This window comes from Candidatus Sphingomonas phytovorans, from assembly GCA_029202385.1.
GTDB classification, from domain to species: Bacteria; Pseudomonadota; Alphaproteobacteria; order Sphingomonadales; family Sphingomonadaceae; genus Sphingomonas; species Sphingomonas phytovorans.
Genome location: CP119314.1, coordinates 3,355,984 through 3,373,377, shown reverse-complemented (window position 1 = coordinate 3,373,377; position 17,394 = coordinate 3,355,984). Strand labels below are relative to the sequence as shown.

The following is a 17,394-nucleotide window of genomic DNA, read 5'->3' as shown; positions in this document are numbered from 1 at the left end:
CTCACAACGAGCAACAATTCCCACCGCATCGGTATAGCGGCCGTTTGCCACCTCAAGCTGCCCAGTCTGTTCGATGAAGCCCGATTGCCATGGCCGCGCGTCGTCATGTCCGTCGGGCAGCTTGGCACTCTCGGGCAGGGCCGCCGGGGATACGCCGTTGAGCCAGCTACTCGGCAACAGGGCCGAGCAGGGCGATGCATTTGCCTGAATGACGGTATGAGCGCAGCCGGCAAGCAGCGCGATCGGCAGCATCGTTGCTATCGCCGCCAGGTGCTTGGTTGATCGCATCTCTTCCCTCCTTCACGGTCTCATGGATGGATCGCTCGGCCGCCTGGGCGTTGCCGAGCGTCTGGACTGCGTCGTGCCCACTTTCGATCGCGGCCCCGCGCTGGCCGGCCGCAAGGCGGGCTTCAGTTGCCGCCTTGCGTGCCGTGCCGCATGATCGGAGCGCGAGCAGGCCGGCAAGCAACGCGATCAGGATCGTCGCCAATGCGATCCTGAACAAGGCTGCGACAGGGACGGCCGGCACTATGCCACCCCCTTGATCTTCTCGGCGAACTTGAAGCCGTAGACCGTGCCGGCCCAGGCAAGCGACATGCCCGCCGCGGTGATATCGAACCGGTCGAACAGCAGAGGCTGCAGGATCATTGTCCAGGCGACTGTCGCGTTGGTGATCCAGTCGAGCGTCGGGCGGGCGAGCCGAACGAACGCCTGATACCAGGCCTGTTCGCGGATCCGGTGATCGGGCATGTTGATCGCGTTAGTCGGTGCAGCTTTCGCCATCTCTACGACAATCGGCTCGACGGGGTCGCCGATAGCTGTGCCGCTCACGCCGCCCTCGCCAGCCAGCCATACAGAAAGGCCTCGTTGGCGGTCCGGTCTTCAGTCAGCGAGAGATAGCGCTCACCTTGAAGGGCGTTGAGCAGCACGAGCAGTCGCCGTTCGCCTTCCGCTCCGCGTCTGGCAAGAAACGCCTTCAATGCGGCGAGCGTCGCCGTGCCAACCGCTCCATCGATGGTAAGGTCCGGATAATCCCGTGCGCCGTTATTGAGTCCGTTGAGCGAGCGTTGCAGGAAAGCCGTGGCGACCTCCGGGCCCATATTCACGCCGGTATCGACCAGTTCTGCAGCAACCGGCATTGATACCGTGGCAATCTGGTCGAAGCCTGGCGCGATCACATAACGACGCCGATAAATCTCGAAGGCGAAGGCCCGCGTCATGGCGCGCATCGGCCCCGTAAAGCCTTGGCTGCGCGCGATTGCTGCGGTGATGCCGTGGTTCGTCTCGCCGCCGGCGTCGTTGGGGTTATTGACATAGCCTCCCTCGTTCGCCAGCACTTGTTCGATCACTGCGTCAATCGTCTTCATCACGGCTTTCCCTTCAATAGCATCCAGAGGGCGAGCCCCGCGCCGGCCAGCCAGCCGACGAGAGGTGAGCGAACAACCCAGCCGCCGAAGCTCATTGCTCCGTCGCGGCGATGTCTGTCCGCTTCGAGCGCTAGCACGCGCTTTTCGAGTTCCTTGACCTTGACCGGAAGGTCGGCCGCGCTGATTACCCTTTCGCCGAGTGCATCAAGTTTGGTCGACATCATGTTCAAATTGTGGATAACTTCACGAAGTTGACCCTTCATCTCACCTAGCATCATCCCTGTAGTATCGAGTTGTTCTGTCATATTGTTAAATCCAAGAAAATATCAACAATTGGAAATTGGATAATAAGGCGAACGGGTTGCTGGTATAATGCAAGGCTTTATCTTCGTGGCTTTTGACATATATGACTGGCCTTGGTTTATGCGTGAGTATGTCAAAGTGTAATGCGAAGCGTATAGTAAAGTCCCCGTAAATCCGAAAGGCGCCGAGTGAGATGCTAAGCGTAAGGTCACGCGCTGTAGATATAGTTGCCAAAGATACTTTGCCATTGAGCATTACAACGTTAGTTGTTGAGCGGCTGCCACCTTGGCGTAACCTGAGGCGTTCGGATGGAGGCCATCGGAGGTGTCCGTCACTGGATCGATCCAGCCATCTGTGTTGACAAAAATGATGTTGGCGTCCCCAATCGCAGTCACGGCCGCCAATATTGCACTGTTGTAGGTGTTCCGCTGCGCGTAGTTCGCAATGGTGGTTCCTACAGAAAGGATGCCTCGTGCATATATCTTCGCTGAAGGTAGCCCCGCACGGATGAGGGAAAGCATGGTCTGGTAGTCGGACCGGAAGGTGGCGATCGGGACCCCCGTAATCATGTCATTGACGCCGCCAGCGCAGAAGACGCGGGTGGGAATAGAGGTTAGGCTAGTTATCTGGGAGGTCGTATCACGAAGGCCTGTAGAGACTTTGGCTCCTGACCCACCCCGCCTGATGGAAACCCTGCCTGTGGCCTGCGCGAGGATGTAAGGGTCCATGAGACGTGAGTCTGCTTGGGAGGCGAGGGCGTTTCCCTGTACGATGGAGTCCCCGAAATACGCGTCCACTTGTTTGGGGGTATGTAAGGAAGCGCTTAGACTGTCTACGAGGATAGCATTGACATAGATCGTGGCGCTAACCGAGATGAACTTGACCTCATACTCGTGGGTCCCGGACAGGCCTGTAGCAAGGGCGACGACCTCATAGTTGGAAGACATGGTAGGAGTGACCGAGGCTATCTCCACTCCGTCCTGCAGCAGAACGATTGCTCCTGTGCCGAAGCCGTTGAACATCCAGAGGCGCACTGAGGTTGTGGTGGCTGCAAACCTTAGTCCGCAGCCGCTAGGCTGCGACCAATAGCGTTGCTCGTTCCCAGTCGCGTACAGCGAGGCGCTGCCGGTTATGCCTTCGGCTGCGATATAATTTGAATACGGGGCCGTGCCCACCGGATAGAAATTGGGTACGTCCGAAGGGCGGGTTATTTGAGGGGCGATCCCCGCAATACGATAGCAAAGATCGTTGTCAAAGTACTGGCCCTTCAACTTGATCCGATGATTTCCCTCGGGAAGGCGGAAGAGTGGGACGAAAGACCAGCCTGCGGGGGCTACAATTGTGGTTGGGGTTCCTCCATCTATCTGAAGCGTGTAGTTTCCTCCGAAGAGTTGCGCGGAGAGGTCCGTGCCACGGATCATCGTATCAAGGTAACAGTTCCCAAGGCCCATTCCCAAACCGGGGACCCCCACCACGTTATGCCCACTTGAGGCGACCGGAGCAGCGTATCCGCCTAGCTTGGCTACTGCGCTGTCTCCGAATGCTACGTCCAAGGTTATCGGAAGTCTGACCGCCTCTAGATAGCTGCCAGCTTCGACTACGGTGTTTCCAATGTCGGACGTATTCTGTGACCAGGATATGCCGAAGCTGCCGGCATTCGGCCCGTTTGCGATAAGTGCATCTATCTCGATCCAGCCCGACCCGGCCGCTCCTGTTATCGAGATGTCCGCCGCACTGAAAGTGGTATCCACAGCGATATTACTTAGAGCGGCGTCCCCCGGAGCGATGCTATAGTGCTGCACGCGAATTCTCGTGGCTGCGGCGGGGCCGAGGTGGCGCCACTTGAAATCTGCCGCCGCAGTGGTGGTGAAATAGATCTTGCCGTTGATTCGGGTTAGTGTGTTTGCGGCCAATGGCACTGAAAGATCGGTGTCGATGTTCAGCGTCGCATCTGCCGTGATCGTCGTTGAGGTGCTCTTAGTATAGCGAATGGGAAGGGCGGCAACTGCAAGAGTTGTGGTCGCAAGATCAAGTGCTGTCTGTCTGGCGGCTGCCGATGCTATGTCTCGCGCGGCTTGGCTCTCCATTACGGCCTCTGCTACAGATGTTGCGTCGTTCGGCACCGCGATGAACTGCGTTCCGTCATGGCCGAGCACCTTGCCTGCAAGCTCCGAGGCCGGCGGTAAGGTGGGCGCGGGATCGCCCAACGGCACCTTAAGCGCGCGCGTGCCCAAATCGTGGTTGACCAGATCCCGGATCGCCCCGCGCCGGTTGATCATGTTCACGGTCGAAAGATTGTACGCGCCCTGGTCCGCGAATTCGCTGGTCTGGAGATAATCCGGTTCGGAGATAAGCTGGATTCGCGTCCCGCTGGCTGGCGGCGTGGTGAAGGTCACCGTGCCGGAGGTGGCGCCGAAGGTGACGCCATAGTGTGTCGAATAGGTCTTGCGGACGCCGTCGACATAAACGCCGACATCCGTCGCTGCGACGATCGAGAAATTGAATGGGAACTCGGCCTGTGTGCCGGTGCCATTCTGGGGTTCGCTTGAAATGTTCGGACTGATTGCGGCCACGCGGCACCTCCTGTGATGGAGATGGCTTAGGCGGTGGCGGGAAAGGTTTGAATCGACTGGCGCCGGACGGAGATAGATCCGGAATCCGATCTATCATCTCGTTTGTCTGTGCGCCTTGAATGGCGTGACATAATAGGTTGACGAATCGGGAGCGTAACGTTCGGGCGGTGGGTGTCCGTTCTTCGCTTCGGGAACGCTGCGCGCAGAGGAATGGCCGGATGCGACAAACGACTTTGTCCGTGGCACTGGAGGTCAAGCCGGAAAGCCAGGTCAAGCTTTCCGCCCTGATCGACCGGCTGCACGACAACGGCTCCGCCGCGAGCGCGGGTGGCCCCGGCGACTATGCCTGGTTCATGCGGGGCGTGCCGTCGGTGCATTTCCTGTCGATGAGCATGTTCCCCGGCGCTGACTATGATCCGCTGTTCGTGCTCGAGGCCAATTTCGACGGGGCGCCCGGCATCTTCTGGGGGCAGCTCGAGGCAGCGATCGGCATTGACCTGCGTAACATGCTGCGGTGCTGCAAGCGCCCGCTGGATCCATGCGGGCCGCTTTACGATGCGGTGACGGCGCCGGATTCGCGGGCGCCGGTCGCGCCCTATATGGAGGCGCGCTCGCTTGAGCCGAGTGTCTACCATCACGGCAATCGCGGCATGACCCGCGACCGAATCCTTGCCGAGAGCGACCTGTTTCGCGCGACCCGGACCGAGATCGCGACCGCCAACGGTACCGGGCCAAGCCCCTATCGTGGCGCGGTGACCCCGGCCGACATCCACCACCATCTCCGTAGTGCGTTGCTGCCCGCCTTTCCCTGGCTTGCCGAACGCGCGCCGGCTCGTATCCCGTTCTTCACGCGTTGCGGCGATTATCTCAAGGTGGCGGTCTTTGCCCTGCTCGTCGTCCTCGCACTGGCGCTGCCGGGCCTGATCCTCGCGCCGCTGATGCCGGACAAACGCTTCTTCCTGCTGCTCGCCTTCGGCCTGATCTACACGGGTATCCGCCTCTACATGATCCGCGAGCCGCTGCCGGGCACTGACACGGCGGGGACGTTCAACCTGATCACTGCCCTGTTCAAGCCGCAGACCCTGGTGCTGATCCTGGTTGGGGCGATCCTCTACGCGGTGCTCGCACCGCTTATCACCATCACCATCTCGATCATGACCGGCCTGCCGCTCGAGCTGGCGCGTCAGCATGCGCCGCGGATCACGCTGTTCGGCCTCCTCAGCGTACCCTTCTCGGTGCTGCTGATCCTCTGCTGGCTGCGCTATCTCGAACGGCGCGATTCCTCGCAGGACGAGCCGCCGATCGATGAGGAGATGGTGCGCCAGATGGCGCAGCGCGAGGACTGGATTCCGCAGAACCACATGGGCTCGGTCGTGCTGATCAAGCCGGGCGTGCTGCGCACCATCATCGTCCGCGCCGGTCATCACGGGCTCGGGCTGGTGCTGCGCGCGATGCCGAACAGCGGCGTGCGCGGCTATCTCGGCAGCATGCGCACCGTCCATTTCGCGCACTGGGCATTCGTCAACAATGGCAGCCGGCTGATGTTCTTCAGCAATTTCGATCAGAGCTGGGAAAGTTATCTCGATGATTTCATCGAGAAGGCGCATGTCGGCCTCACCCTCGCCTGGGGATGCGGCGTTGGCTTCCCGGCGACGCGTTTCCTCATCCAGGACGGCGCCAGCCATGGCCGCAAGTTCAAGGGCTGGGCGCGCCATTCAATGGCGGTCAGCCGCTTCTGGTACAGCGCCTATAGCGACCTGACCGTCGATCAGGTCGAACGCAACAACCGCATCGCCAACGGCCTGCGCAAACCGTCGCTCACGAACAAGGAGGCGTCCGCGTGGATCAACGACCTGTGAGCGAGACGCCGCGGAAAAAGCCGCCGAGCTGGCAGCTGAAGGCGCCGCACTGCACCCTGACTCAGGGGCTGGTTGTCAGCGGCTTCGCTTCATTGCCGACCGGGCGGGCCCTGTTCCTCGAATTCACCTGGAAGGGGAAGGGCGGCGGTGCCTGGCTCCGGACAGTCCAGGAACTCGCGCCGGTCACCGATGCTGACGGGCGCGACGCGCGGGCGACCGCGATCTCCTTCGCCTATGCCGGGCTCGAAAAGATGGGCCTGCCGAAACCCGCGCTCGACTCCTTTGCTGCACCGTTCAAGGAGGGGATGTTCCAGGAGGACCGGCTGCGTCGCCTGGGTGATCGCCGCAAGGGCGAATGGCTCGGCACGGTCATCGAAGGCGGGCCGAAATGGAGCTCGAACGCGCGGCAGCGCAGTGCCCTGACCAGCGTGGAAGCGGGACAATCGCGTTCCAGCACCTCCACCGGGCATCGCGAGGAACAGATCGTCACGCCGGTGACCGTCCATGCCCTGCTGCTGCTCTACGACAAGGACGAGGACAGCGCCGAGGCCTGGGCCGAACAGGTCGAGGCGGCGCTGAAGCCGCATGACGTGCAGGTCGTCCACCGCCTGCCGCTTGATCTGCGCCCGGATGAGAAGGGTGTCGCGCGCGAGCATTTCGGTTTCGCCGACGGCATCTCGCAGCCGATCCCGTTCGATGACGAGGACGCGATCGTCCTCAGTACGGGTGCCCCGGCCGTGCGCGATTTCTGGAACGGCGTGCCGCTTGGCGAGATCCTGTTCGGCCACACCAACGGCCACCACGAAAAGGCGCCCGGGCCGATCGTGCCCGACGATGACAAGGCACGGGCCGCCGGCCTGCCGCCGCATCCGCTGGCGGAGGGCTCGCTCGATCTCGGGCTCGACGGCAGCTACATGGTCGTGCGCGAGCTGAAGCAGGATGTCGTCGCCTTCTGGCAATCGATGCGCGCGAATGCCGCGCATATCCGCGAGCGCGATCCGGAAGGATCGGCGCACGTTACCACCACCTGGCTTGCCGAGCGGGTGGTCGGCCGCAACACCAAGGGCGATCTGCTCTGTCCGGCCGGCTATCTGCCGCCCGATGCCTATGAGCAGCCGGAGAATGATTTCGGCTTTTTCGACCGCGATCTGCACGGTGTCGGCTGCCCGGCTGGGTCACATGTCCGTCGCTCCAACCCGCGAGACGGTCTTGCGCCCACAACTGGCGACAAGCAGACCCTGCTCGACGCTGCGAACAACCACCGCATCCTGCGCCGCGGCCGGAAATATGGCTCGACGATCAGCGTGCCGCCAAAGGAGGACGGGGTCGATCGCGGGCTGCTGTTCATCTGCCTCAACACCGACATCGCCCGCCAGTTCGAGTTCGTGCAGCAGACTTGGTTGCTCAACCCGAACTTCGCGACCCTGTTCGACGAGACCGATCCGCTGATCGGGCCCAAGGGCAAGATGACGATCCGGGAACAGCCGCTGCGCCGGATCGTCGATGTCGAGACCTTTGTCCGCATGGCCGGCGGGGATTATTTCTTCCTGCCGAGCATCCCGGCACTGCGCTATCTGGCGTCGCTATGAGCGTGCTTTCCTCGACCGAGGTGCTACGGCCCGGCCCCACGGGCCTGAAGCGATTGCTGATGCAAGGCGTGATGGCGGCGATGCCGTTCGCTTTCCGGCTGCTGCGCCGGCTGAAGCCGATCCCCCGCTTCGGCAAGACCTATGTGGTCACTTTGTACGATGACGTGCGGGAGGTGTTCGCGACCGATCCGGCGTTCGGCGTCACCTACAAGGAAAAGCTCGACATCATCATGGGCGGGGAGCCCTTCTTCCTCGGCATGGGCGATACCCCGCAATATCGCGCCGATACCGCGGCGATGCGCAAGGTCGTCCGGCCGGCCGACCTGCCGCTGCTCGCGGCAAAGGTCGAGGCGCAGGCCGAGGCGATCGTCGCCGGCGCAGGCGGCCGGATCGAGGTGGTCGATATGCTGGTGCGGCGCGTCACCTTCGATTTCCTTGCCGACTATTTCGGCGTCCCGGCGCCCCCGGGGGGCGACCTGCGTGTCTGGGGCACGCGGTTGTTCGAATATCAGTTCGTCGCCAGCGATGCGCCGCTGCTCGCCGAGGTTGCCGAGATCGCGCCGGCCCTGCGCGACCATATCCAGCGGCAGATCGAGGCACGCCGTGCCGCGCCGGGCAAGGTGGACGATGTTCTCGCTCGTTGCCTCAAGCTGCAAAAGGCGGGTGAACCTGGTTTCAGCGATGCGCAGATCCGCACCGCACTGATGGGCTTCATCGTCGGCGGTCCGCCCCAGCCGCCGATGGTCGTGCCCCAGGCGATGGAGCAGCTGCTGCGCCGGCCCGATGCGCTGCGGGGTGCCCAGGCAGCGGCGCGCGCCGGGGATGTCGTGCTGCTCGCCGGCTATGTTCGCGAGGCGATGCGCTTCGATCCGCTCGCCCCCGGCTTGCCGCGCGTGGTGTTGAAGGACTGGACGGTTGCTCAGGGCACCAGGCATCAGCGCACCATTCCAGCTGGATCGACGGTGCTTGCCGCCTTTGCCTCCGCAATGCGCGACGGGCGTCGGGTGCCGGATCCGGAGCGTTTTGATCCGTGCCGGCTGCCGCACGAATATATTCATTTCGGCTATGACCTGCATCAATGCTTCGGTATCCACATCAACAACGCCACGCTTCACCTGATGCTGAAGCCGCTGTTGAAGCGCGAGAATCTGCGCCGCGCGCCGGGTGCTGCCGGCAAGCTGCGCAAGAACGGGGCCTTTGCTGAATCGCTGACGGTGGAGTTCGACTGAAGCAGCGTGATTATGCGGGCGGGGCTCGCTAACAACACCTATGGCTTCCCTCGAAACGATCGTCGTCGATATCGCGGCCGAGATGGCGGACGCGCCGGATCGCGGCACCGTGGCCGATTATATCCCCGGCCTCGCAGAGGTCACCGCCGGCAAGTTCGGCATCGCGGTGATCGAGGCGGACGGCACCTGCCATATGGCGGGCGATGCGGAAGAACCCTTCTCGATCCAGAGCATCTCGAAAGTGTTCAGCCTGACCCTGGCGCTGGGCGCGATCGGTGACAGGCTGTGGGACAGGGTCGGGCGCGAACCATCGGGCAGCGCGTTCAACTCGATCGTCCAGCTCGAGACTGAATCCGGCATCCCGCGCAATCCCTTCATCAACGCTGGCGCGATCGTCGTCGCCGACATGATCCTTGGCGCGTACGAACCGGTCGAGGCGATCGGTGAAATCCTGCGCTTCGTCCGATCGCTGGCGGACGACGACAGCATCTTCATCGACGAACGCATCGCGCGGGCCGAGCAGGCGACTGGTTTCCGCAACATTGCGCTGGCCAATTATATGCGCGCGTTCGGCAATGTCCGCAATCCGGTCGAACGGACGCTTGGCGTCTATTTCCATCAATGCGCGCTGGCGATGAGCTGCCGCCAGCTCGCGCTTGCGGGCAGGTATCTCATGGCTGGCGGAATCAACCCGGCGACCGGCCATTCGATCGTATCGACCCAGCGCGCACGGCGCATCAACGCGCTGATGATGACCTGCGGCCACTACGACGGGTCGGGCGAGTTCGCCTTCCGTGTCGGCCTGCCGGGCAAGTCCGGCGTCGGCGGCGGTATCCTGGCGATCGCGCCCGGGAAGGCGTCGATCGCCGTGTGGTCGCCCGGTCTCAACCCGCGTGGTACATCGCAACTGGGCGCACTGGCGCTGGAGCGGCTGGTGCAACGTACCGGCTGGTCAGTGTTCGAGCCTTCCGATCCCCGGGCGGGACTGAAAGTCAATGACAGCTAAGTCCTCGGCAGTGGAGAGGCGAACGGGTTTTGCGCTGGCGGGGCTGATTTCTTGCCAACCGGATTCTTCTTCCCCGCGACTTGCGAGGCACCGCCCAACGCCGTCGAGAGCCCGTCAAACACACCCTTCATCAGCGCACCGCTTGCCTTGGCGCGGTTCGCCGAGGCCTCGGATCTGTAGTTGAACGCGTTGATGTCGAAGCCGCGCGTCCGTTCGTTGCCGCCCTTGTAGATCTGGCCGATATCCTCGGCGCCGATCATCGCGGTATCCTTCTGGATATCGACCGGTGATCCGAAATTGAGATCGACGCCGTTCGCCGCCATCGCGGCGGTCTGCGCGCCCTTCATCTGGGCCAGGTCGCGATAGCGACGTTGCGCCTCCAGATTGGTATTCTCGATCGAATCGCGCGCCTGTTCATTCGCCAGCCGGGCATTCTGGTCGGCAATCTGCGCCTGATAGCGATATTGCTGGGCCTGCCCGATGCCGGCCGTCACGGCGCCGATGCTCGACATGGCGGTGGAGGCGATCAGCAAAGCGGTTGTGGGTTCGCACATCAGCGGCGCTCCTGGGAGAAGGGGACGAAGCGGGTTCCGGCGATCATGATCACCTCCTTTCCGATGGTGAAGCCGATCCGCCGCAGGAAGCGGACGGCGCGGTGATTGTCTTCCGCTACTAGGTTCTCCAGCACCGGGGTTGAATCGAACATCGCCGAAAGGATGCGCGGGCCCCAGCGCAGCATCGTGCGCGGGTGGCGGTAGATCGCGTCGCTGCCGAGCATCCAGGGCGCCCCCTCGCCGCACAGTGCGTTCGTCACCACCAGGCCGAACATCGCCTCGGGCCGCCCGTCGACCGTGGCGGTAAGGCATAATGAGGAGGACAGCAGGCCAGCCCGCAACGCCTGTCTTGGCGTATGGCCCATCGCCGCGCACTCGGTCACATCGGCCTCGCGCATCCGCGATGCGATCGGGCCGACATGGACTGGCGTGGCGCTGACCAGCGCGACCCGGTTATTCGGAGACGGAGGGGTCGAGATAGATCGCACTCACGGTCATCGGCAGCGGATCGTCCGATCTCACCACCATGCGCGCGCCGCCATTGATGTCGGCGCGCAGATAGGTTCCGTACAGGCCTGTCATCAGCTGGGGGGGCTGGCCGGGAAGCTCGTTGATGCGGGCGCGGAGCGGTTCGAGCGTCGCGTCGGTCGGCCCCGCCTTCACGCCGCGGCTGTTAACCAGCCGGACCACCGCCCTGGCCTGGGTCTGCGGCTTGGCGATCGTCCAGCCGCCCTGGCCCTGCCAGGCGAGCGGCAAAGTCTCGATCGTGGCGCTGTAGGGCAGACCGATGGTCACCTTGCTCGCCGGCTCGGGCAGGGTGACGCTGCCATTGCCGACAACCAGCCCCGTCACGACCCCGCCATCGGCAAGGGCCGAGACAGTCCTGCCTTCCAGATGCTGCAGGTTTCGCAGCACGGTTTGCGGCGTTTCGAAACGATAGCTGACCGCGCTGTCGAGGAAACAGCAATCCTCCACGGCATCCCATCTGGCCGTCGCCATGCGCTCGATCAGCAGCTTCCCGTTCCGTCGCACGGTCAGGTAGAGCCGGTCCTCGCCACCTTCGGAGATCACGCAGACGCTCTCGACGAGGCCATCGGTCTCGCAGATCGTCCAGCCCCAGACCTGCTGCTCCTGCTCCCAGGTGAAGCACAGCAGCTTGCCGTCGTCGCGAACCGCCCAGATCAGCGATCGGGGTTCCTGCGCATAGGCCCATGATGTGACGTTGAAGCCACGGAACAGATGTGGGGAGAAGATCGTCACATCGTTGGAATTGATGCTGTCGCTCGAGAATTCATAACCAAGCGTCCGCACGCCGTTGCCGACGCTGGTCTGGTAGAAGACGACGCTGTCGATCACCAGCGGAGACAGGCGCGCCGATCCGCGCCCATTCTGGCGTCGGCTTACAAAGTCGGTCGCGGTCAGATAGCCATTCTGTCCCCCTTCGATCCTGAAGATGGAATCCGAAGTGAGGGCGAGCAGGCTGGTCGTTGAGACGAGCTGGTTCACCGCGTTGACCCGCCCCGAGACGAGCGCGAAGCTCAGGCTGTCCGATGCCTTGAGCGGGCGCGAGATATCCATGTTCTCGAAGCTGCCCGACCGGGAGCCCCAGATCGCATTGGGATGACTTGTCGTGCGGCCCCAGAGCAGGCGCTGCTCGAAGAAGGTGATGGTGGAGGGGTAGTTCCGCAGGTCCTTCGCGGTGACCGCCGTGCTTGCTGCCGTTTGCGATGGCGTGACGGTATAGGTGCCTGCGGCCCCAGTCGCGCCGGTAAGCTGTCCGACCACCAGCGTGCCGGCCGTTATGCCGGTGCCGGAAAGCGTTTTGCCTTCGCTGATCTCGCCGCTCGTCACCGCGGTCACGGTCATCACGGATCCGGCGATGCTCGCCGTGACGACGGCGGGAAAGTCATCGAAAGGGTTTGTGGCGATCGGCGGCCCGTCGGAATAATCCGGGCCGATATTGTCATCCACGAAGCTCAGGCTCGTCGTGGTGCCGATATAGCCGAATTCCTGGGTGTTGTCGGCCTTGTAGACCCGGTACCGCGACGCACCGGCCACCGCCGCCCACCCTATGCTGTTATAGTTGCGCTTCAGCGTCAGGTCGTTGCTGGCGAACTGCGCGATGGAGGCACGGCTCTCCGTGCCGCTGGCATCGTCGATCGAGGTCACGACATATCGGGCGGGCTGGTAGAATATCTCGGTGGTGTTCGGGGTGGTCGCGGTGACGCTGACGCTCGCCGGGGCGACGAGCGTCGGGGTGAAGGCGATCGTCGAGAAGGTCCAGGCCGTATGGTTCTTGCGGACAAGCTTGGTCGGCGCATGGTTGAGGTGCGCCAGGTACATGGTGTCGGCCGACTGCTCGAAGTCGACTTCCGGCAGTTCCTCGCCGTTGAAAGGTGAGCCGACGCGATAGATGCGGGCGACGCTCATGCGAAATGCTCAGTCATAGTTCCGCTCCCAGACCTTGTTGTGGGACAGGATGCCGGCCGAGATGTAAGTATGGGCGTCAGCGATCGTGATCCGCGCAACCCAGGCGGACCCGGCTGCGGTGCCGATCGTGTCGGCGCGGACCCAGTCGTCGCCGATCCGGAAGCGATGTTCCGCGGTCGCGCGGATCGTTACCCCATCAAGAGCGCAGGCAAATACGGGCTGCCATGCGGCACTGACCGCTTCGACCGGATAGTTGCCCCATTCCATCGTCGCGGCATGCTGCGTCCGTACCTGCATGCCGACCTTGACGTGGCGGGCTTCGATCTCCCGTCCGTCCGCCATCATGATCGGTGTGTCGTCGGCAACGCAATAGTCGCCCCTTCCGCCGCCGCCCCCGCCCACATCGGGTGGCGGCGGTGGTGGCGCTGTTGGTGGAACGGGCGGCGGCGGCGGTGGCGGCGGGGGTATCCCCGGCCTGGCCGTGCCGCCGGTGTCGGCGGTGAACGGTGTGAACCCGGTCGAATCGACGTCGATCGTGAAGGTCCCACCGGCGGTGCTTCCTCCCGAAACGCTGAGGATGCGGGCGACCCGGCCGTTCAGCTCGGTCGTTCCCTCAATGCCCGAAAGATAGATCTGATCGCCGACCGCATAGTCGTGATAGGCCGCCTGGATCGTGGTGACGGCGCCGAGAGTGATGCTCATGATCGACAGCTTGTCTTCGAGCAACAGGCCGCCGAGCGCCGCGGGGCGCATATAACCCTGCCCCATTTCGAGGGCATAGGTCTGGTCGATCGAGAACTGGAACGGCATCAGCCGGACGCCCCGGTCCGCATAGACCTCGGCGACCAGCCGCGTGCCGGGGCGCTTGGTCACGCCGCCATATTTGAGGATGATGATATTGCGCGCGCGTCGCAGGCCGGTCGCATAAGCAGCGACATCGACGCGTGCGATCAGATCCTCGGCAAGCTCGCCCTTGGAGAAATTCGGTTGTCCGGTGCGAAGCGGCATCAGTTCGCTCCGCTCGCGCAACCGGCCCCGGCACCGCGCGCGGCCGCGACTTCATCGGGCGTGCGTGCATCGCGATTGGGCTGGCGGTTGATGTCGTCGGCGATGGCGCGTTGGGCAGCGACCTCGGCCTGCTGGAGCAGCTGTCCCTTGGTCTCCCGGCTGTCGCGCAGCGGCACGGCTAGCCGGGCCGCGACGGCATAGGCCAGCGCGTCGCAGAACAGGCCGGGCATGTCCGCCTCGCTCACGTCCCGCGTGGTATATTCAAGGATTGCCCCGCGCATCTGGCTGAACAGCACGCCATCCTCAATGATGAAGGGCTGGGCCAGCACCGGCGCGACGGGACGGTTCGTCGCGCCGCTTGGCCAGCCGCTTGCCGGCGGTACGAGCCGCTGCGCGGTGGCGAGATCAGCGGGCAGCGCATAGGCATGGGCCCATTCGCTCGCGCGCGGATTCACGTTCAGTTCGGCGAGCGAGGCGATCCGCGTGGCGAAGCTCCAGTCGAAGCGTTCGAGCAGTAGCTTGAGGCAATGCGCATAATAGCGCTTGCACTCAGCCGCCTCGGTGGTCGCCTCATCGATATCGACGATCGGGGGTGCGCGAAGCTCGCCAAGGGCGAGATTGCAGACAGTGATGCTGATGGCCATGCGGCGGGATTAGGCCAGCTGCGACAGGGTTTGAATCAAGGGCGCGCGGCGCGGCAGCGGCGGTTCGGACAATTGGCCTGTGCCACGAAAAAGGTGCTGTTCTGGTGCGTTGGCGCCCGACAGGCCAGTTGACGGGCGGTGCGGAAAGATGTGGTAGTCACTTATCGGAGAAAGAGGAGAGAATGCAGGACCGCGACCTTCTTGAGGGCGAGACGCGCGAAGTCGGCCGCCGCGTGCGTGAGCAGATTGCGCGTCGCCGAATCTCGCGCCAGGCGCTGGCCGATATGGCGAAGATCAGCCTGTCGACCCTGGAAAAGGCGCTGTCCGGCGGGCGTCCCTTCACGCTGGCGACGACGATCCGCCTGGAGGAAGCGCTGGGCGTGACGCTCCGTCCGGTAGCGCCGCCGCCGGCCGCCGCCTCCAACGACCTCGCGCCCGAAACCATGGGGGCCTATGCCCGTGCCGCGGTACGCTGGATCGAGGGCCGCTATCTGACGCTGCGGCCGAGCTTCGGCAGTCCGGGTGACATTTTCGCCTATGTCACCACGATCCGCTGGATCGACGAGGCGGGGCATCTCGGCTTTGCTGAATCGCAGCGCACTGACGCCCGGTTCGAACAGGCCGGGCACGTCTCGATGCCGAACCTGTCGGGCCATATCTATCTCGTCACCAATGTGGCGGGGCAGCACCGGCTCGTGATCCTCGGCCGCCCGACGATCGAGGGGGCATTGTACGGTGTGATGACCACGCTCCAGGTCGGCACAGGCTCGCAGCTCGTTCCGGTCGCCTGTCCTGTCGCCCTGGCGAAGCTTGATGCCCAGGCCGACCCCGTCATCGGCCGCGTCGTTCCGGGCATGGCGGAGCATCGCGACTATCGCGAGCGGCTGGACTACGCGACGCAGGGCGATTTCGTGCGGTTGTACCGATAGGCGTAGATGACCGGGAAAGTGGGCTCCCACGGGGCGAGCGATCCAACCAAACCCGGCGGGTCGCCCTGAACCGCACCCGGCTCGCCGGATCGGCCGGCTATGGCCTGGCGGTATCGAGAATGATGTCCTGCACCGCGATCTTGCCGCCGCGAACCACGAAGACGTCAACGCCCGACACCTGCTGCGGCGTGCCCCGGAACTGCATCCAGCGCAGCAGCGCGACGTCGCCGCCCAGCGGTTCGACCACCGTTTCCATCGCGCGGATGCCGCCGATGCTGTCCTTGCCGGTCAGCACCACGAACACTTTCCGGGCATTCGTCTTGCCCGAATAGACGCCCGGTGCATTGGCGGGCTGTTGCGTCGGCACCAGGCCGGGCGGGGTGATGACGACGGTGTCCTCGGCATAATCGGCCATCACGGCATCGACATTGGCGGTCTTCATCGCGGCGACGTGATCCTTCACGACCTGTTCCGGGGTCCGCTCCGCGGCGAAGGCAGGCACCGCCGCCAGCAACGTCAGCGTCGCCGCCAGCTTCACCAGATTGAACATCATTTCTCTCCCCGCATTTGTGGCTTTATCAGGTCGGGGTGTCTCATAGATATGATATAGGATTCAAGGGGCGCTAACGAACAATCGTCTGAATTCTGCTCTGCCCGACGGCGGGTGGTTCTATTCGCGTGGCGCCTTTCCCATATCCCGGCCTTCCTCTTCCGGAGATTCCGCCATGTTGAAGCGACGCCTGGGAACGCAAGGGCTTGAGGTTTCCCAACTGGGCCTTGGCTGCATGGGGATGAGCCAGTCCTATGGCAGCTTCGACGACGCGGAATCGATCGCGACGGTTCACCGTGCCATCGAACTGGGCGTCACGCTTTTCGACACGGCCGAGGTCTACGGCCCCTTCATCAACGAGGAACTGCTCGGCCGGGCACTTGCGGGCAAGCGTGACAGGGTGGTGATCGCGACCAAGTTCGGCTTCGACATCCAGCGCAGCAACCGTACCGGAGGGGTCGACAGCCGGCCCGAGCATATCCGCGCCGTGGCTGAGGCGTCGCTCAGGCGCCTGGCCACCGACCATATCGACCTGTTCTATCAGCACCGCGTCGATCCCGCCGTGCCGATCGAGGATGTCGCCGGTACGGTCGGCGAGCTGATCCGCGAAGGCAAGGTGCGTTATTTCGGCCTGTCCGAGGCAGGCGCCGCGAACATCCGGCGCGCGCATGCGGTACAACCGGTCAGCGCGCTGCAAAGCGAATATTCCTTGTGGGAGCGCGGGCTTGAAGCTGAGATCCTTCCTGTTTTGCGGGAACTCGGGATCGGGCTCGTGCCGTTCAGCCCGCTCGGCCGTGGATTTCTCACCGGCACGGCGCAGCGTGCGGAAGATTATCCCGAGGGTGATTTCCGGCGCGGCGATCCGCGCTTCCAGGGCGAGAACTTCACTGCGAACATGCGCGCTGCGGACGCAGTACGCACGCTGGCCGACGCGAAAAGCGTGAAACCTGGCCAGATCGCGCTCGCCTGGCTGCTCCACCGGGGCCAGGACGTTGTCCCGATCCCCGGTACCAAACGGCGCACCTATCTGGAGGAGAATGTTGCCGCGGCTGATATCGCGCTCGGCGACGATGATCTGGCTGGGCTGGACGAAGCGCTTCGTCCGGGGATTGCCGCTGGCGAACGCTATGGCAGCGCAGGGATGGCGATGCTCGATCGCTGATCCCGGCGCCGTTCAGGGCTTGTCGGTGAAGCGTTTGACTTTCACCGGCAGGTCCTTGCCCTTGGTCCGCCGCGACGGGATCTGGACCGGGTGCTTCTTCTTCCACGCTGCCCAGGTCATCGGCCCGTCGGGCGTGTCGATGATCTGATCGTCGATCGAGTCGGTCACGCTGGGCTCCCTGAAGATCCTAT

At 63.6% G+C, this 17,394-nt stretch carries 18 protein-coding genes; 6 read left to right on the top strand and 12 right to left on the bottom strand.

Going from position 1 to position 17,394, the window contains the following annotated elements; genetic code table 11:
• Positions 1-166: 166 nt before the first annotated feature.
• The 5 genes from P0Y59_15500 to P0Y59_15480 form a co-directional block, all read right to left on the bottom strand.
• Positions 167-529, bottom strand: coding sequence for a hypothetical protein (locus tag P0Y59_15500; protein WEJ98348.1), 363 nt, complete (start codon positions 527-529; stop codon positions 167-169).
• The gene (locus P0Y59_15495; protein WEJ98347.1) at positions 529-831 is read right to left on the bottom strand and encodes a hypothetical protein; all 303 of its coding nucleotides are present in this window, start codon (positions 829-831) and stop codon (positions 529-531) included. Before P0Y59_15495 ends, P0Y59_15500 begins: the two co-directional genes overlap by 1 nt.
• Positions 828-1,367, bottom strand: coding sequence for a glycosyl hydrolase 108 family protein (locus tag P0Y59_15490; GenBank protein WEJ98346.1), 540 nt, complete (start codon positions 1,365-1,367; stop codon positions 828-830). Before P0Y59_15490 ends, P0Y59_15495 begins: the two co-directional genes overlap by 4 nt.
• Positions 1,367-1,672 (bottom strand): hypothetical protein, encoded by a 306-nt coding sequence (locus P0Y59_15485; GenBank protein ID WEJ98345.1) that lies wholly within the window; start codon positions 1,670-1,672, stop codon positions 1,367-1,369. Before P0Y59_15485 ends, P0Y59_15490 begins: the two co-directional genes overlap by 1 nt.
• Positions 1,673-1,924: 252 nt before the next feature.
• A complete protein-coding gene (locus P0Y59_15480) occupies positions 1,925-4,243 on the bottom strand; it encodes a GDSL-type esterase/lipase family protein (protein ID WEJ98344.1) in 2,319 nt (772 codons plus the stop codon).
• Between the two features lie 218 nt (positions 4,244-4,461).
• On the opposite strand from P0Y59_15480, the gene P0Y59_15475 reads away from it, so the two are divergent.
• The 4 genes from P0Y59_15475 to P0Y59_15460 are packed head-to-tail and all read left to right on the top strand — an operon-like array spanning position 4,462 to position 9,926.
• The gene (locus P0Y59_15475) at positions 4,462-6,102 is read left to right on the top strand and encodes a hypothetical protein (GenBank protein WEJ98343.1); all 1,641 of its coding nucleotides are present in this window, start codon (positions 4,462-4,464) and stop codon (positions 6,100-6,102) included.
• Complete coding sequence (locus tag P0Y59_15470) at positions 6,084-7,691, top strand: hypothetical protein (GenBank protein WEJ98342.1); 1,608 nt, start codon at positions 6,084-6,086, stop codon at positions 7,689-7,691. The genes P0Y59_15475 and P0Y59_15470 overlap by 19 nt, the downstream gene beginning before the upstream one ends.
• Positions 7,688-8,920 carry a cytochrome P450 gene (locus tag P0Y59_15465; GenBank protein WEJ98341.1) on the top strand — a complete coding sequence of 411 codons (1,233 nt, stop codon included), beginning with the start codon at positions 7,688-7,690 and terminating at the stop codon, positions 8,918-8,920. Before P0Y59_15470 ends, P0Y59_15465 begins: the two co-directional genes overlap by 4 nt.
• Before the next feature lie 40 nt (positions 8,921-8,960).
• On the top strand, positions 8,961-9,926 hold the full coding sequence (locus P0Y59_15460) for a glutaminase (GenBank protein ID WEJ98340.1): 966 nt from the start codon (positions 8,961-8,963) through the stop codon (positions 9,924-9,926).
• Here the strand turns inward: P0Y59_15460 and P0Y59_15455 are convergent.
• The 5 genes from P0Y59_15455 to P0Y59_15435 are packed head-to-tail and all read right to left on the bottom strand — an operon-like array spanning position 9,923 to position 14,562.
• The gene (locus P0Y59_15455; GenBank protein WEJ98339.1) at positions 9,923-10,480 is read right to left on the bottom strand and encodes a hypothetical protein; all 558 of its coding nucleotides are present in this window, start codon (positions 10,478-10,480) and stop codon (positions 9,923-9,925) included. The genes P0Y59_15460 and P0Y59_15455 overlap by 4 nt on opposite strands.
• Complete coding sequence (locus tag P0Y59_15450) at positions 10,480-10,878, bottom strand: hypothetical protein (GenBank protein ID WEJ98338.1); 399 nt, start codon at positions 10,876-10,878, stop codon at positions 10,480-10,482. Before P0Y59_15450 ends, P0Y59_15455 begins: the two co-directional genes overlap by 1 nt.
• 55 nt (positions 10,879-10,933) lie before the next feature.
• The gene (locus P0Y59_15445) at positions 10,934-12,910 is read right to left on the bottom strand and encodes a hypothetical protein (GenBank protein ID WEJ98337.1); all 1,977 of its coding nucleotides are present in this window, start codon (positions 12,908-12,910) and stop codon (positions 10,934-10,936) included.
• A gap of 9 nt (positions 12,911-12,919) precedes the next feature.
• Positions 12,920-13,918 carry a hypothetical protein gene (locus tag P0Y59_15440; protein WEJ98336.1) on the bottom strand — a complete coding sequence of 333 codons (999 nt, stop codon included), beginning with the start codon at positions 13,916-13,918 and terminating at the stop codon, positions 12,920-12,922.
• Positions 13,918-14,562, bottom strand: coding sequence for a hypothetical protein (locus tag P0Y59_15435; GenBank protein WEJ98335.1), 645 nt, complete (start codon positions 14,560-14,562; stop codon positions 13,918-13,920). Before P0Y59_15435 ends, P0Y59_15440 begins: the two co-directional genes overlap by 1 nt.
• 182 nt (positions 14,563-14,744) lie before the next feature.
• Here P0Y59_15435 and P0Y59_15430 point away from each other — a divergent pair, with 182 nt between their 5' ends.
• On the top strand, positions 14,745-15,491 hold the full coding sequence (locus P0Y59_15430; GenBank protein WEJ98334.1) for a helix-turn-helix transcriptional regulator: 747 nt from the start codon (positions 14,745-14,747) through the stop codon (positions 15,489-15,491).
• Between the two features lie 97 nt (positions 15,492-15,588).
• On the opposite strand, the gene P0Y59_15425 is transcribed toward P0Y59_15430, so the two are convergent.
• Positions 15,589-16,044, bottom strand: coding sequence for a hypothetical protein (locus P0Y59_15425; GenBank protein WEJ98333.1), 456 nt, complete (start codon positions 16,042-16,044; stop codon positions 15,589-15,591).
• 172 nt (positions 16,045-16,216) lie between these two features.
• On the opposite strand from P0Y59_15425, the gene P0Y59_15420 reads away from it, so the two are divergent.
• Positions 16,217-17,203, top strand: coding sequence for an aldo/keto reductase (locus tag P0Y59_15420; protein ID WEJ98332.1), 987 nt, complete (start codon positions 16,217-16,219; stop codon positions 17,201-17,203).
• Positions 17,204-17,215: 12 nt separating this feature from the next.
• Here P0Y59_15420 and P0Y59_15415 read toward each other — a convergent pair whose 3' ends face one another.
• Entirely contained in the window at positions 17,216-17,371 is a 156-nt protein-coding gene (locus tag P0Y59_15415) for a hypothetical protein (GenBank protein WEJ98331.1), read from the bottom strand.
• Between the last annotated feature and the right edge of the window lie 23 nt (positions 17,372-17,394).